Here is a 14,286-nt window from a genome sequence, read left to right on the forward strand (position 1 = left end):
TCCCTTCTAATCGTTTCATTACACATTCAATAAAGAACGGTCCCCAATCATTTCTGATACCGTTTCAATTACTTTCTCTGGCGTTGGTAAATATAGTTTTTCAAGTGGTGGTGAGAACGGAACTGGTGTATGTGGTGCTGTAATTCGTTTAATAGGTGCATCTAATAAATCGAACCCTTTATCCGCTACAATTGCTGCAATGTCTGTTGCGATACTACATCTTGGGTTTGCTTCATCAATAACGATAAGACGATTTGTTTTTTCAACAGATGCTAAAATTGTATCTTCGTCAAGCGGTGATAAAGAGCGTGGATCAATAATTTCTACCTCAAGTCCTTTTTTCGATAATTGCTCCGCAGCCGCAAGCGCAGTATGAACTTGCTTCCCAATTGCGACAATCGTTATATGAGAGCCTTCCCGTTTAATATCTGCTTTTCCTAAAGGAATTGTATAATATCCTTCTGGCACTTCACCTTTCATATTGTAAAGTGTTTTATCTTCAAAGAAGATTACTGGATCATCATCTTCAATTGCCGCTAATAATAAGCCTTTTGCATCATACGGGGTGGACGGAACGATAACTTTAATACCTGGAATGCTCGTAAATAACGCGTATAAACTTTGAGAATGCTGAGCTGCTGCGCTAAATCCAGCACCATGCATCGTACGAATTGTAACTGGTACTTTTGCTTTTCCACCAAACATGTAACGGAATTTTGCACCTTGGTTTAAAACTTGATCAAGACAACTACCGATAAAATCATTAAACATTAATTCAGCGATCGGACGTAATCCCGTTGCCGCCGCTGCCATCGCAGCTCCCATATAACCAGCTTCAGAAATTGGTGTATCTAAAATACGATTTCGGCCAAATTCTTGTACAAGCCCTTTCGTAACGCCAAGAACACCGCCCCACGCTTCATCATCTTGCAAATGATCAATTTGTGCACCACCCGCAACGTCTTCACCTATTAAAATTACATTTTCATCACGGTGCATTGATATTTTCATCGCTTCATTGATAGCAGTTGACATACTTACTGTTCTAGTCATTATTTTTCACCCTCCTCTTATTTGTAAGAAACGTATACATCTTTTAATAATTCTTCATCCTCTGGATATGGACTATTTTCACTAAAATCAATTGATCGTTGCACTGCTTCGTCTACTGCTTTTTCCATATCAACAAGTTCAGATTCCGTTAATAAACCTTCATGAATTAAATGCTTACGGAAATTCACAATCGCATCTTTTTCATTTAAATGTTCTTCTTTTTCTTCTGAAGTTTTATACGTTTGTGCTTCTCCTTCGAAATGGCCGTAATTACGATATGTCATACATTCAATTAAAGTTGGGCCACCGCCATTACGTGCACGTTCAACAGCCTCTTCCGCTGCTTTATATACCGCTAGTAAATCTTTTCCATCTACTTGAACTCCCGGAATGTTATATGCTTTTGCACGATCAGCAATAGAATCACAACTTGAAGCATATTCAAATGTAGTTGCTTCACCGTAACCATTATTTTCAGCGATAAAAATAACTGGTAACTTCCAAATCGCCGCTAAATTAACCCCTTCATGGAATGTTCCTTCATTATTTGCTCCGTCACCGAAGAAGCAAACACTTACATCTTTCGTTCCTTTATATTTAGCTGTTAATGCTGAACCGCAAGCAAGTGGGAAACCCCCGCCTACAATGCCATTCGCACCAAGCATTCCTTTATCTAAATCGGCAATATGCATGGAACCGCCTTTACCTTTACATAATCCTGTCGCTTTCCCGAAAAGTTCAGCCATCATACCATTTAAATCACAACCTTTTGCAATACAATGTCCGTGACCTCTATGTGTACTTGTAATACTGTCACTATCCGTTAAGTGGGCACATACACCAACTGCTACCGCTTCTTCTCCAGCATATAAATGAACGAAACCTGGTAAAACACCTTGCGTGAACAATTCATGTACCTTATCTTCAAATTTACGAATCTCTAACATTTTTTCATACATCCAGCGAGCTTGTTCTTTCGTAATTTCATTCCCTTTACTTTCAGTTGTTTTTAACATGTCCAGCCCTCCTATTTTCTTGTTCATCTTTTATGTTGCAAGAAGCGTGCCAAATTCTAACCTTGATTTAATAGACTTTCTCTTCTTTTTAAAAATAAAAAAGTGGACAAAGCGAGACAGCTGTCTCGTTTTGTCCACTTTTGTTCACCTTACTAGAGAATCATTCCCTTATTCACTATCAAAACTTTTTTGTAGTTTCCGGATGTAAATAATTTGACCAATATGATACGCATTATGAGTAGTTACATTACCTAGCACTTCCCACCACTTCGCGGATACAGGAAATCCAACTACATCACTTTCAACCTTGTCTTCATTAATGAGATTTTGCCATTGTAACAATTTCTCTAATAATTTTTCCCTTAACTCTTCGAATGTTTGATTATCTGATAGCATAAAGCTTTTGTTATTGTCACCAATAGCGGGTACCGCATTAACATTTGATTCTTTATACCTAGTTTGCCACGTTGAGTTCCAATACAGTAAATGTTGTACAATTTCTGCTATACTATTACTCTCTTCATTCGGTTTCCAGAAAGCTTCTCTCTCAGATAAATCCTTCACTGCATCTGAAAATGGCATATACCAACTAGGATCATTCGCATTTGCTAACAACTGATCTGCTAATACGTCTTTCACATGGACCATTTTTCTTCCCTCATTTCATTGGCTTATATAATACTTACTTCTCTATATACGCTGAGTCTACACAATTCCCTTTTTAAATCATTCCAATACATATATAAATGAAAAAACTAAAGCACTTTATCATATAATCTTATTAAAACAACATGTATCATTAATAGATTTTATTCCTATAACTCGTTATGATAAAAGAAAAAGAAAGCGAGCGACCAATGAATAAAAAAATCGCGGTTATTACAGGAGCATCAAGTGGATTCGGACTATTAACGACACTTGAACTAGCAAAAAAAGACTATATTGTCATTGCTACAATGCGAAACCTTGAAAAACAAGTAAACTTACTATCTCAAGCTACTAAACTAAACTTACAACAAAACATAAAAATTCAACAATTAGATGTAACAAATCAAAACTCTATACATAACTTCCAATTGTTTTTAAAAGAAATTAATAGAGTAGACCTCCTTATAAACAATGCAGGATATGCAAATGGAGGATTTGTAGAAGAAATTCTAGTAGAGGAATATCGTAAACAATTTGAAACGAATCTTTTTGGCGCTATATCAATCACTCAGCTTGTTTTACCATATATGAGAGAACAAAAAAGTGGAAAAATCATTAATATAAGCAGCATTAGCGGCCAAGTTGGATTCCCTGGTTTATCTCCTTATGTATCTTCAAAATATGCATTAGAAGGCTGGAGTGAATCCCTTCGCTTAGAAGTAAAACCTTTCGGAATTGATGTTGCTTTACTTGAACCAGGTTCTTATAACACAAACATATGGGAGGTTGGTAAACAACTAGCTGGAAACCAATCTGATACAACATCTCCTTACAAAGAATATATGGATAAAATACAAAAACATATTAATAGCGGTAGTGATACATTTGGTAATCCGATAGACGTTGCTAATAAAATCGTTGAAATTGCTGAAGCAAAGCGTACTAATTTACGATATCCAATTGGAAAAAGTGTAAAATTTATGATTTTTGCGAAGAAGATTCTTCCTTGGAGATTGTGGGAATTTCTTGTTTTGAGGAGTTTTAGGAGAATGTAACTTTCTTTAAATAGTATTTACGAAGGAGGCGTTAATCAAATGCTAGGTTTACCCTATGGTAAAGTTTTTTGAGTTCCTTGGACCGAAGAATGGGAATTTGAATTTTTAAAAGAGAAGCAATTAATCGAGGAACAAATTGGCGAATACATAATGGCAATACACCATATTGGAAGTACATCCATTCCACATTTAAGCGCAAAACCTATTATTGATATTGCAATCGAATTAAATGAATTTGTAAATGGTATAGAATGTATTGAAAAGATAGAACAATTAAATTATAAATATAGAAAAGATGTATTGCCTGAAAGGTATTATTTCAATAAAGGAGAGCCGAGAACTCATCAAATTCATATGTATGAACAAAGGAATTTATATTTAATGGAACAATTAAGTTTCAGAGATTATTTAAAAAGCAATACAACTTCACGTGTGCAGTATGAACAGGTAAAGATTCAACTTTCACAAGCCAATCCTAATGATAAACATAAATATGCAGAGGAGAAAACAAATTTCATTACATCCATATTGGCTAAAACAAATAATTAAATTTCGATAGTCAAACTTCATACACATAATAAGAAACCATTTACTTATGAATAAATGGTTTCTTGTTAACTATTTCATTATTCGTACCATCAATATCTATTATTATAAGTGATTGCTCTGCACATTTTTCATGAATCCATATCCATCCTCTTATAGTTCTTGCATTAATTATTATCTAGTTATGCAGCAGATGGAAAGAAGTAAAATAGTATTGAAGTCATAATAATAAACGTGAATATCCCAATTATCGAAAATATATATTCTTTCGATTCTCTATCATACTTCCATTCCATCAATGCTCTTAAGATTAACGTCCCCCCTAAATAAGTAAAAATGACATAAGCAATATTTACACTTTCGAATTTAAAGATAAATATAAAGCTAGTTATTAAATAAATAAAAAGTAGTCCTATTTCCAATTTTTTATGTAAACTATTTACATGTTTCTTATGCCCCAAAAAACCAATCTTGGGCATATTCAATTTTTTTCTTAAAAACTTATCAAAGAAATAGACAGCTATACAAAAAACAATAGTTATAATCCAAAAAGTAGAAGTCCCCATTTTCCCCCTCCTATTACTCCGTTAAATTATTTGAAGTAAAGTGAACTATATTACCGTTATTGTCTTCTAAATAACTTACGATTCCTTTAGGATATGTTGGTTTCTTCTTTAATTCCTCTAGACTTTTCCAAATTAATATAATATCCTCATGTTCTTTATGCCTTATTTCATTCGTAACTACCTCTTGAGCACTCCCCCAATGTATCAATGTACAATGATGACCTTTTTCGTTGTCCCACTCAAAAATGTGTTCATTTACAATTGCTAACTCTTGAACATCAACTTTCAAATCGTATTCTTCTATTAACTCTCGAATTATTGCTACTTTTGACGTTTCACTAAATTCAATAGAGCCACCTGGAAAACGATAAAATGATTCGTTCTCATCACATTGTACTAGTACTTTTGAATGTTCGTCATTTACAATCATTACTTCTGCCCGTAAACGTGGTCTTATCATTTTCTCACCCTTTATTTGTATGACCATTCATCACCAATACGCATTATAGAATACGTTCAAAATAATACCTGTAATTATTAATAACGGAACAATTCCAAACGAAATAATATATTCTTTTGTTTGCCTAGCATATTTCCACTGCATATATCCTTGAAAAATGTACAACGTCATAAAAAAGAAAATGGGTATATAAGTCATGTATATTGGATTCAAAATTGAACATATCATCATAAGTAATACATAAGAAATAATGATAATCCAGTGTCCCCATTTATGTGATTGACTGACATATTTACTATTCCATCCTGTTTGTCTCGGTATATTTAACTTCTTTCTCACGATTTTTTCTAAAAAAATTAAAATTATAATCCATAACAATAAGACAATTAGTTTCAACAGAAACAGAAAGGCCTCCTCCTTTACCTTTTCTCCGGCTGATCACTCGGATACGTAGCATTCTTTTTATTTTCAACATCCCAACTAATAATTGTTGCACTATCTCGCCCCAATTGATGATGCACGTGTTCTAAAACATTGTGAACATTTTCTTTAAGCTCTATCTTATTTTCATTCATATCGTTATACAGATTTAATGGCGTTTCATAACGACGTTCCCCACATTCTAATACCCCATCTGTCACCATTACAATTCGATTGTTGCCAGTACGTAATTCACGAATTCCTGATGAATAGCAAGGTACAGGTAATTCAAATGTATTTACATTGCCAATCCATTCGTAAAAATGACGTTTATTTAGTGCGTATTGCCCTAATTTATGTAATTCATCATGAAATACATAAACGAGACAGTCTCCAATAGATAGCCACCATATATAGTTTTCTTTTCTTACACATAGTAAAAAAGCTGTTTCACCTTTAACTCTTTTGCACTTTTCTTTAAATGAGGAGGATTGAAAAATTGTAAGTATATGATTTGCAACTGATTGAAAAACTGTTTCAATTCGTTCATTCATCATTATTTTTATATTTTCATATTCTTTTTCGATTGTATGTATAACTAAATCAACACTTTCTGCGCTATTATGCCCGTCTAAAATAGCTGCAAATTCCCAATCATCATTTGACCAAACTAACGCACCGTCTTCATTCTTTTTTGCTCCGGTACTTATATTCCCACCGTATTTACCAAGTACAATGTCATCATATTGCTTAACTGAGATTTCCCCTAAACACATTTCCGTATTTCCAACCCATGAATATTGGTTATTATTTGTTGTATGCATACTCATTTACCATATACTTTCGTATTCTTTCACATAGTTTTTTAATTTCTTCAGAACCTCCATATGGTGCACCAGTCCAATTTGCTACTTCAGTAGGCGACCAAAATTCTCTTGGTGTATCCGGATAACGGGGAATAATATGCATATGCAAATGCGGTACACCATTACCCGAAACAAACGTGTAAATATGTTCTGCACCTTCGTTTTCTGTTAGCGCTTTACTTATTCTACTTGTTATAAGTCCAAATGCTTTCGCCTCATCTTCATTTAATTCAGCAAGACCAGGTACATGCCTTTTTATATCAATCATTACGTAACCGAGATATGTCTCTTCTGTATCCCAATGGACATGTCCAACGTATATAAGATCGTCTTCATAAATAGCGCCACCTGGAACTATAATGTTTCCTTTATGTTTTTCACAAATGAAGCAGTTTTGTTCTGCTGGATTGTTTATTGACATATCCATCACCATCCTTTTTATATATAATATCATAAAAAAAGGAAAAATAGGTTTTTTATTCCGAAAATTCAATCTTTTTAATTAGGAATTTTTACATTATTTCATTTTAATAATTTGCACCTCATTCCTTCTTCAAAACCGCAATCCCCATTCCAATTACAATCCCAATCGCAATTCCAATTACTACATTATCAGTAAATAAGCCAGGTACTACGCCGATTACAACGCCTATAGCGACACCAATTGTCATTGCATTATTTCTTTTTTTATTATTAGCCAAAATAGCATCTCCTCTCATCATTTCTCCCAATATAATATTTACATGAATGTTGCTATTTCCTAATATATTTTCTATCCCACTTGAAAATTTCCAAAAAATGTACTTTATTACTTTTCCATTCCCCCTATTTAATCCTCTTTATATGAAAGAATTTTCAAGTCACCATTACCTCTACATAGGCATTTACTATAAGAAAGATCAGTTATTCATTGAAGGAGGAACGATTCAAATGTATCCTCATTGGAATCCAAATATAAATCAACAATATGCTTACTCCCCCCATCCCGTAAGAAATACACTGCATCACGATTCTCAATATATGATGCAGCGCATCGCTAGCCTTGAAAGTCAGTTAGCTAAATTAATCTCATTAATCGAAGAAAATAATCAATTAATAAAATCAATGGAACAAGAAAAAAATCAAGTTTGCGCACCAGCTGGCGGTTCTGTTATTGTTCGTATGTAATCTTTTCGAACAAAAAAACACACTTTGTATAATAAAGTGTGTTTTTTTGTTATTTTCTTTTTTGATGAAATCCTTGTGTAATGCGGTCTAATATAATCGCGATGACAACAATGGCTAGTCCCGCTTCAAATCCCATTCCGATATTAACTTGTGTTACAGAACGGTACACATCTACTCCTAGTCCTGGTGCTCCTACAAGTGACGCTGTTACAACCATCGATAACGAAAGCATAATACTTTGATTCACTCCGGCCATGATCGTCCCAGTTGCGAGTGGTAATTGTACTTTAAATAGTTTTTGTGATGCTGTGGATCCAAATGCATTCGCTGCTTCAATTAAATCTTCCGGAACTTGTCTAATTCCTAAGTCTGTAAATCTGATTGTTGGTGGCATCGCAAAGATTACTGATGCAATTATGCCAGGTACTACACCTACTCCGAAAAATGTAATCGCTGGTATGAGATATACGAATGCGGGCATTGTTTGCATAAAATCTAATGTTGGTTTTAAAAATTTTGAGAAACGCTCATTTTGAGATGCTAAAATACCGATTGGAATTCCGACAATAATCGAAATAATAACAGACGTAAGTACGAGTGCTAATGTTTGCATCGTTTGTGCCCAATAGTTAATATTTAAAATAAATAACAATCCGATGAGTGTAAAAATAACTAAAGATAATTTTCTCGTTGTGTACCAAATGAAGAAACATAGGATAATAATCATCAATATGGCTGGTATTATTGTTAAAAAATTAGTGAGTAAATCAACGAATCCTCCGATAATATACGAGAATCCTCGGAACAAACCTTCAAAGTTCTCATATAAACTTGCAACAAACAAGTCGACCCATTCCCCTAATGGAATACGCGGTATACTATTCATCGTCTTTCACCTCTTCCTCAATGTTACCTGCAAGAGCTTGAATGACACTTTCACGTTTAATAATTCCTCTTAACCTTTTCTTCTCATCAATAACGGGTAACGGATATTTCATCTCTGCCATTTTTGCATACGTCTCTTCAAGTAAAGTATCTAAATAAACGTGCGGAATATCATTAAGTAATAAATCAGCAATCGGCCACTGTTTTTGTACTGCTTTACTTGCATCATCTGCGGTTAATATACCTAAAAACTCATACTTTTTGTTTACAACATATACTGTAGAAACGCCCGCATTCCTCATAATTTGTAGTGCCACACGAGGTCCACGGTCAATTAATAAAGTCTCCGGTCGTTTTAATATAGACTCCGCCGTAATTACTTTTCCTAAATTCACATCCGCAACGAATTTCTCTACAAATTCATTAGCAGGGCTCATCATAATTTCTTCCGGCGTTCCAATTTGAACAATTTCTCCATCTTTCATTAATGCAATACGATCTCCAATTCGAAGTGCTTCATCTAAATCATGAGTAATAAATATTATTGTTTTCTCCATTTTATCTTGTAGCTCTAACAATTCATCTTGCATTTCTTTTCGAATAAGCGGATCTAATGCACTAAATGATTCATCCATAAGTAAAACATCCGGATCATTCGTAAGCGCTCTCGCAATACCAACTCGCTGTTGCATCCCACCACTAAGTTGACTTGGATAATTGTCTTTATGATGATCGAGTCCCACTAACTTAAGTGACTCTAACGCTTTTTTCTCTCGTTCCTCTACTGGAACTCCTTGTATTTCTAATCCGTATGCAACATTTTGTAAAACAGTACGATGCGGAAATAGAGCAAACTTCTGAAACACCATACTCATTTTCGTTCTTCTTACTCTTCGTAATTCCTCTTTCCCCATAGTTGCGATGTCTTCACCATCTATGTAAATATGACCTGCGGTTGGCTTAATTAATTGATTTAGCATGCGTACTAACGTTGATTTCCCGCTACCCGACAACCCCATAATAACGAATATTTCTCCAGAGAATACTTCAAACGTTGCCTTTTTCACACCAACATTCATTCCGGTCTCTTTTAAAATTTCGGATTTGCTTTTTCCTTCTTTTAATAAGGAAAGGGCTCTTTGCGGGTGTTTCCCAAATACTTTTGTTACGTTTTCAACACGCACCTTTGTATTATCCATGTCACTACTCCTTTTCTACCCATCTATTTACATAGTGTTGCGATTTTACAAAGAAATATTACATAAAAATGACATTCATAAGATTTCTTTAAAATTCTCGTTTCCGTTCATAATAAGAATGCTTACTTATACATTTATTTAAAAAGGCAAACGTTTCTTAGGAGGTTTTCAATGAGAAAGAAAATATGGCTTATATGCCTTGCATTATTTATTACTATGATTTTCACCTCATGTAATGCAACAAATGCAAATTCGAAAGGAAAAATTAAACTTGGTGTAACAAGTTGGAAAGAAAATATTGCAACTGCAAACATGTGGAAAGTGTTATTAGAACAAAAAGGCTACAAAGTTGAACTCATGTATTTAGAAAAAGCGGCAATTTGGACTGGTGTCGCTCGTGGTGATGTTGATGCAAATTTAGAAGTATGGCTGCCTGTTACGGATAAACCATTAAATGATCGATATAAAAATGACATTGTCTTAAAATCAAAATGGTATGAAGGTACAGGGCTTGGTCTTGTCGTTCCTTCTTATTTGAAAAACATAAACAGTATCGAGGATTTAAATGCACATAAAGATGAACTAGATAACAAAATTGTCGGAATCGAACCTGGCAGCAGCCTAATGAATTTAACAAATAAGGCGATGAAGGAATATGATATTAAACTAAAACTTGTCCAATCTTCAGAAGCTGCGATGATGAGTGAATTAAAAAAGGCATATACGAAAAAGAAACCAATCGCTGTTACGCTTTGGAATCCTCATTGGGGTTTTTCAGAATTTGATTTAAAATATTTAAAAGACCCTAAGAAAGTATATGGTGAAAAAGATGACATTTATTACTCCGTTCGTAAAGGTTTCGAAAAAGATCATCCGGATATTGTGAAATACTTTGATAAATGGAAAATGAACGATGAGCAACTTGGTACGTTAATGGTCATGTTAAATAAAACGAAAGATCCAGAAGAAGCAGCACGAAAATGGATTGAAAAGAATCAATCGTTAGTTGATGAATGGATAAAAGATTAATAAAACAGGCTAGAGAATTCGCATATTCTCTAGCCTGTTTTATCTTATTTTTTCGTAACAACATCATCTACAATCCCATATTCCTTCGCTTCTTCTGCAGTCATAAAATAATCTCTTTCTGTATCATGTGCTACCCTTTCAATCGGTTGCCCTGTTTTTTCTGCAATCATTTTATTAATATCATGCTTTAGCTTTAAAATTCTTTTTGCTGTTATTTCGATTTCAGTTGCCTGCCCTTGCGCACCACCAAGCGGTTGATGAATCATAATTTCACTGTTAGGCAATGCAAATCGTTTTCCTTTTGCACCTGATAAGAGTAACAACGCACCAAATGATGCTGCAAATCCCATACAAAGTGTTTGCACGTCTGGTTTAATTAAGTTCATTGTATCTAATATTGCAAAACCTGCTGTCGTTGATCCGCCTGGGCTATTAATGTATAAATATATATCTTTCTCTGCATCTTCCGCTTCTAGAAATAATAATTGAGCTACAACACTACTCGCTACTTGATCGTTAATTTCTGAACCGATAATAATAATTCGGTCTTTTAATAACCTTGAATATATATCATAGGAACGTTCTCCTAATTTCGTTTGCTCTACTACATATGGAATTGCATTCATTTTAAATCCCTCCAATAATTGTTATGCCGCACAAAGCATACAACTGTAGGAAGAAGAGTTTTTCGCACTGAGTAATAAGACAGGTTGTTTAGTTGGTAACTTCGTAAAATCTATTGTTGGAAGAAGCTTAGTTAACAATTCCGGCCTTTCTTCACGAATAGACGTTACAATAATATCAATATCTTCTGTGAATTCAACGATTTCAAGCCCTTCTTCACTTACAGTTTTCAGCCTATTTCTACTCCGAAATAAAGAAGCTTTCACTGCTCCTTCCGATACAGAACATACTTTAGCGATATCAGCGATACTATATTGAAAAACATCCTTTAATAATAAAATTGTGGATTGTTGTACATTTAATGAAGATAATACTTTCCCTACCATTTCATGCAAATCTGCAATTTTTTCATGTGGTTCTTCGAAAGTAACTTGTTCCCTTATTTTTTCATGAACTGATTTTGACTTTATCTGGTCTAACCAACGATTTCTAGCTATTTTATATACAAGTGTCATGCAAATATCTTTATTACTATATTTTTGAAGAACTTTACAAACTGTTTCTTGGGCGAGATCTTCCCCATCCCATCTGTTTTTCGTTAAAAACGTACAATACCTTTTTAACTCTGCATAATTTTCAATCAAAAAATTTATATTTGAATGATTCATATCGATATGTTTCTTAAACAATTGCGTTACTTTTGTGCACAAAATAACCACTCCTTTTCAGCGCTTACTTAATAAACGATTGATGAAACGAAAAAGTTACGGGACTTATAAAAAAATAATGTTTATGTTCAATAATTCGCGGTCATAAATATGTTATGTACAATTTTACGTGAGGAGGAACAAATTTGCCAAAATTAACAATTGAAGGTGCTGGCACTTTTGATGTGAAAGAAGGAACAAAGTTAGTATTAGCAATTGAAGATAACGGTGTAAACATTCTTCATCGTTGTGGTGGAAATGCACGTTGCACAACTTGTAGAGTAGAAATTATAGCGGGTGATTTCTGTGAAGCGAGTGCGAATGAAAAAAATGCGATGACAGAAAAAGGGATTGAAGATCATTTACGATTATCTTGTCAAATGCGTGTACATAAAGATATAGTCGTTCGTCCGGTACTTACAGTTGAAAATTCAGGATTAGCTGCCGGTCCACGCCCAGCGGAGTAAAATGATGAATTTAAAACAACTTGTTGGCGAATATGCTGCTAACTTTGTAAAAGATGGAATGAACATTGGACTAGGCACAGGATCTACCATATATTGGACGATACAAAAATTAGGTCAACTTGTACAAGAAGGACTATACTTTCAAGCTGTTCCAACATCAAAGGAAACTGAAACTTTAGCAAAGCAACTAAACATCCCGCTAATTTCTTTAAATGACGTACAAAGTCTTGATCTTACAATTGATGGAGCGGATGAAATTGATTCCGATTTACAGCTTATAAAAGGCGGCGGTGGCGCATTACTTCGTGAGAAAATTGTTGCCTCCTCCTCTAAAGAACTCATTATTATTGCTGATGAATCAAAACTTGTGGCTCGTTTAGGTAATTTCCCATTGCCTGTTGAAATTATCCCTTTTTCATGGAAACAAACCGAAAGTAAAATTCAATCTTTAGGGTGTCAAACAACGTTACGTATAAAAAATAATGAAACCTTTATTACTGATAATCATAACATGATTATCGATTGTATATTTCCTAATCATATATCTAATCCTGCTAATTTACACGAACAATTAAAAATGATTACTGGTGTAGTTGATTCAGGATTGTTTATAAATATGACAAGGAAAGCGATTATCGGTACTAAAAACGGGATAAAGGAACTATAATGAAAGCTGACTTTTTAAAGTCGGCTTTTTATTATTTTCTTCTTCTCTTTATAGCTATTTATTATGATATACTATGAAAACAAAAACTGATTACACTAGAAAGGACTGAACAATTTGCAATCCAGACTCATAACAAAACTTACAGATTTAGAAACTGCCTTTCACATTCGAAAAGAAGTATTTGTAAAAGAACAAGGTGTCCCTCTTGAAGATGAATTCGATACATTTGATAAAATCGGTGAAGAATGTAAACATATTTTAGTTTATTATAATGAGCTTCCTGTAGGTACAGGTCGTATACGATTTGTTGATGGTGCCGGAAAACTAGAACGCATTTGTATTTTAAAAGATTATCGTACATACGGATTAGGTAAAGTAATTATTCAAACGTTAGAAGAAATTGCCCGTAGCAAAAAAGCTACAAAAGTGAAACTACACGGGCAAACACAAGCTGAAGGATTTTATAAAAAATTAGACTATCAAACTTCTTCCAATGTATTTATGGAAGATGGCATCCCACATATACTTATGACGAAAGTATTATCATAATAGAAAGGTTACTATATGAATTTACATGAAGTATTCTTATAGTAACCTTTTTTGTATCTTATTCGTTTTGAATTATTTTTGGTAGATATTCTAATATCATATCTATAAACTTTCAATTTGCTGGCAGTATAATGTTCCTACCGCTTTCGAGTTATTAAAAACAACGCCCCGCAAGATGAAATTCTTGTACAAAAAATTTAATCCCCATGTATTGAGAGTCATACATTCATGTACCTAATAGTGACTTCTATATAAAATTTAAAATTGGTACTATTACACCTACCCCTGTATTGCTAGCCAATTTCAAAATTTTTCAAGAGGACTATTTATACAGATTTTATAATATATAGCCTTTACAATTA

Annotated in this window: 19 protein-coding genes and 1 pseudogene; 7 read left to right on the plus strand and 13 right to left on the minus strand. The window is 33.9% G+C overall.

The annotated features are described in order from the left end of the window. Window positions 1-18 precede the first annotated feature (18 nt). From acoB to JDS81_RS15515, 3 genes are all read right to left on the minus strand, one after another. Window positions 19-1,053 carry an acetoin:2,6-dichlorophenolindophenol oxidoreductase subunit beta gene (gene acoB / locus JDS81_RS15505; protein WP_097952520.1) on the minus strand — a complete coding sequence of 345 codons (1,035 nt, stop codon included), beginning with the start codon at window positions 1,051-1,053 and terminating at the stop codon, window positions 19-21. Window positions 1,054-1,070: 17 nt separating this feature from the next. Next, window positions 1,071-2,069: an acetoin:2,6-dichlorophenolindophenol oxidoreductase subunit alpha gene (gene acoA / locus JDS81_RS15510; protein WP_097952518.1), complete on the minus strand. Its 999-nt coding sequence runs from the start codon at window positions 2,067-2,069 to the stop codon at window positions 1,071-1,073. Between the two features lie 168 nt (window positions 2,070-2,237). Next, a complete protein-coding gene (locus tag JDS81_RS15515; RefSeq protein WP_000233795.1) occupies window positions 2,238-2,717 on the minus strand; it encodes a DinB family protein in 480 nt (159 codons plus the stop codon). Window positions 2,718-2,926: 209 nt separating this feature from the next. Between JDS81_RS15515 and JDS81_RS15520 the strand changes: the two genes are divergently transcribed. Then, entirely contained in the window at window positions 2,927-3,772 is an 846-nt protein-coding gene (locus JDS81_RS15520; RefSeq protein ID WP_001034820.1) for an oxidoreductase, read from the plus strand. Window positions 3,773-3,811: 39 nt separating this feature from the next. Then, window positions 3,812-4,321, plus strand: a pseudogene (locus JDS81_RS15525) (GrpB family protein). Between the two features lie 179 nt (window positions 4,322-4,500). Here JDS81_RS15525 and JDS81_RS15530 read toward each other — a convergent pair. The 6 genes from JDS81_RS15530 to JDS81_RS15555 all read right to left on the minus strand — a co-directional run bounded on the left by JDS81_RS15530 (window position 4,501) and on the right by JDS81_RS15555 (window position 7,349). Beyond that, a complete protein-coding gene (locus JDS81_RS15530; RefSeq protein WP_097952516.1) occupies window positions 4,501-4,884 on the minus strand; it encodes a DUF4181 domain-containing protein in 384 nt (127 codons plus the stop codon). Window positions 4,885-4,897: 13 nt separating this feature from the next. Then, window positions 4,898-5,344, minus strand: coding sequence for an NUDIX domain-containing protein (locus JDS81_RS15535; RefSeq protein WP_097952514.1), 447 nt, complete (start codon window positions 5,342-5,344; stop codon window positions 4,898-4,900). 30 nt (window positions 5,345-5,374) lie between these two features. Beyond that, complete coding sequence (locus JDS81_RS15540) at window positions 5,375-5,740, minus strand: DUF4181 domain-containing protein (RefSeq protein ID WP_097952511.1); 366 nt, start codon at window positions 5,738-5,740, stop codon at window positions 5,375-5,377. A 23-nt stretch (window positions 5,741-5,763) separates the two neighbouring features. Next, window positions 5,764-6,594 (minus strand): PP2C family serine/threonine-protein phosphatase, encoded by an 831-nt coding sequence (locus JDS81_RS15545; RefSeq protein WP_097952509.1) that lies wholly within the window; start codon window positions 6,592-6,594, stop codon window positions 5,764-5,766. Then, window positions 6,572-7,057 carry an HIT family protein gene (locus JDS81_RS15550; RefSeq protein ID WP_098144842.1) on the minus strand — a complete coding sequence of 162 codons (486 nt, stop codon included), beginning with the start codon at window positions 7,055-7,057 and terminating at the stop codon, window positions 6,572-6,574. The genes JDS81_RS15545 and JDS81_RS15550 overlap by 23 nt, the downstream gene beginning before the upstream one ends. Window positions 7,058-7,172: 115 nt before the next feature. Next, complete coding sequence (locus JDS81_RS15555; protein WP_001213777.1) at window positions 7,173-7,349, minus strand: glycine zipper domain-containing protein; 177 nt, start codon at window positions 7,347-7,349, stop codon at window positions 7,173-7,175. Window positions 7,350-7,560: 211 nt separating this feature from the next. Here JDS81_RS15555 and JDS81_RS15560 point away from each other — a divergent pair, with 211 nt between their 5' ends. Then, window positions 7,561-7,797, plus strand: coding sequence for a hypothetical protein (locus JDS81_RS15560; RefSeq protein ID WP_000283217.1), 237 nt, complete (start codon window positions 7,561-7,563; stop codon window positions 7,795-7,797). A gap of 49 nt (window positions 7,798-7,846) precedes the next feature. Here the strand turns inward: JDS81_RS15560 and JDS81_RS15565 are convergent, their stop codons facing one another. Further along, on the minus strand, window positions 7,847-8,683 hold the full coding sequence (locus tag JDS81_RS15565; protein ID WP_097952507.1) for an ABC transporter permease: 837 nt from the start codon (window positions 8,681-8,683) through the stop codon (window positions 7,847-7,849). Next, window positions 8,676-9,881: a quaternary amine ABC transporter ATP-binding protein gene (locus JDS81_RS15570; RefSeq protein ID WP_000370604.1), complete on the minus strand. Its 1,206-nt coding sequence runs from the start codon at window positions 9,879-9,881 to the stop codon at window positions 8,676-8,678. The genes JDS81_RS15565 and JDS81_RS15570 overlap by 8 nt, the downstream gene beginning before the upstream one ends. Window positions 9,882-10,052: 171 nt before the next feature. Between JDS81_RS15570 and JDS81_RS15575 the strand changes: the two genes are divergently transcribed. Further along, on the plus strand, window positions 10,053-10,910 hold the full coding sequence (locus tag JDS81_RS15575) for a glycine betaine ABC transporter substrate-binding protein (RefSeq protein ID WP_001227651.1): 858 nt from the start codon (window positions 10,053-10,055) through the stop codon (window positions 10,908-10,910). 44 nt (window positions 10,911-10,954) lie between these two features. Here the strand turns inward: JDS81_RS15575 and clpP are convergent, their stop codons facing one another. Both clpP and JDS81_RS15585 read right to left on the minus strand, forming a co-directional pair. After that, complete coding sequence (gene clpP / locus JDS81_RS15580) at window positions 10,955-11,536, minus strand: ATP-dependent Clp endopeptidase proteolytic subunit ClpP (RefSeq protein ID WP_000991620.1); 582 nt, start codon at window positions 11,534-11,536, stop codon at window positions 10,955-10,957. A gap of 21 nt (window positions 11,537-11,557) precedes the next feature. Next, complete coding sequence (locus JDS81_RS15585; protein ID WP_097952505.1) at window positions 11,558-12,244, minus strand: RNA polymerase subunit sigma-70; 687 nt, start codon at window positions 12,242-12,244, stop codon at window positions 11,558-11,560. Window positions 12,245-12,387: 143 nt separating this feature from the next. Between JDS81_RS15585 and JDS81_RS15590 the strand changes: the two genes are divergently transcribed. From JDS81_RS15590 to JDS81_RS15600, 3 genes are all read left to right on the plus strand, one after another. Next, the gene (locus JDS81_RS15590; protein WP_001125383.1) at window positions 12,388-12,708 is read left to right on the plus strand and encodes a 2Fe-2S iron-sulfur cluster-binding protein; all 321 of its coding nucleotides are present in this window, start codon (window positions 12,388-12,390) and stop codon (window positions 12,706-12,708) included. Window positions 12,709-12,712: 4 nt separating this feature from the next. Next, the gene (gene rpiA, locus JDS81_RS15595; protein ID WP_097952504.1) at window positions 12,713-13,375 is read left to right on the plus strand and encodes a ribose-5-phosphate isomerase RpiA; all 663 of its coding nucleotides are present in this window, start codon (window positions 12,713-12,715) and stop codon (window positions 13,373-13,375) included. A 114-nt stretch (window positions 13,376-13,489) separates the two neighbouring features. Then, complete coding sequence (locus JDS81_RS15600; protein ID WP_097952502.1) at window positions 13,490-13,924, plus strand: GNAT family N-acetyltransferase; 435 nt, start codon at window positions 13,490-13,492, stop codon at window positions 13,922-13,924. The last annotated feature ends 362 nt before the right edge of the window (window positions 13,925-14,286 follow it).

The organism is Bacillus cereus group sp. N31 (genome assembly GCF_016483245.1).
Classification (GTDB): Bacteria; Bacillota; Bacilli; order Bacillales; family Bacillaceae_G; genus Bacillus_A; species Bacillus_A toyonensis.

Excerpts from the sequence above, each read along its gene's own strand:
- JDS81_RS15555 (WP_001213777.1), bottom strand. The coding sequence starts at position 7,349 with ATGAGAGGAGATGCTATTTTGGCTAATAATAAAAAAAGAAATAATGCA.
- JDS81_RS15535 (WP_097952514.1), bottom strand. The coding sequence starts at position 5,344 with ATGATAAGACCACGTTTACGGGCAGAAGTAATGATTGTAAATGACGAA.
- JDS81_RS15520 (WP_001034820.1), top strand. The coding sequence starts at position 2,927 with ATGAATAAAAAAATCGCGGTTATTACAGGAGCATCAAGTGGATTCGGA.
- JDS81_RS15565 (WP_097952507.1), bottom strand. The coding sequence starts at position 8,683 with ATGAATAGTATACCGCGTATTCCATTAGGGGAATGGGTCGACTTGTTT.
- acoA (WP_097952518.1), bottom strand. The coding sequence starts at position 2,069 with ATGTTAAAAACAACTGAAAGTAAAGGGAATGAAATTACGAAAGAACAA.
- JDS81_RS15550 (WP_098144842.1), bottom strand. The coding sequence starts at position 7,057 with ATGGATATGTCAATAAACAATCCAGCAGAACAAAACTGCTTCATTTGT.
- clpP (WP_000991620.1), bottom strand. The coding sequence starts at position 11,536 with ATGAATGCAATTCCATATGTAGTAGAGCAAACGAAATTAGGAGAACGT.
- acoB (WP_097952520.1), bottom strand. The coding sequence starts at position 1,053 with ATGACTAGAACAGTAAGTATGTCAACTGCTATCAATGAAGCGATGAAA.
- JDS81_RS15575 (WP_001227651.1), top strand. The coding sequence starts at position 10,053 with ATGAGAAAGAAAATATGGCTTATATGCCTTGCATTATTTATTACTATG.
- JDS81_RS15545 (WP_097952509.1), bottom strand. The coding sequence starts at position 6,594 with ATGAGTATGCATACAACAAATAATAACCAATATTCATGGGTTGGAAAT.
- JDS81_RS15570 (WP_000370604.1), bottom strand. The coding sequence starts at position 9,881 with ATGGATAATACAAAGGTGCGTGTTGAAAACGTAACAAAAGTATTTGGG.
- rpiA (WP_097952504.1), top strand. The coding sequence starts at position 12,713 with ATGAATTTAAAACAACTTGTTGGCGAATATGCTGCTAACTTTGTAAAA.
- JDS81_RS15515 (WP_000233795.1), bottom strand. The coding sequence starts at position 2,717 with ATGGTCCATGTGAAAGACGTATTAGCAGATCAGTTGTTAGCAAATGCG.
- JDS81_RS15530 (WP_097952516.1), bottom strand. The coding sequence starts at position 4,884 with ATGGGGACTTCTACTTTTTGGATTATAACTATTGTTTTTTGTATAGCT.
- JDS81_RS15560 (WP_000283217.1), top strand. The coding sequence starts at position 7,561 with ATGTATCCTCATTGGAATCCAAATATAAATCAACAATATGCTTACTCC.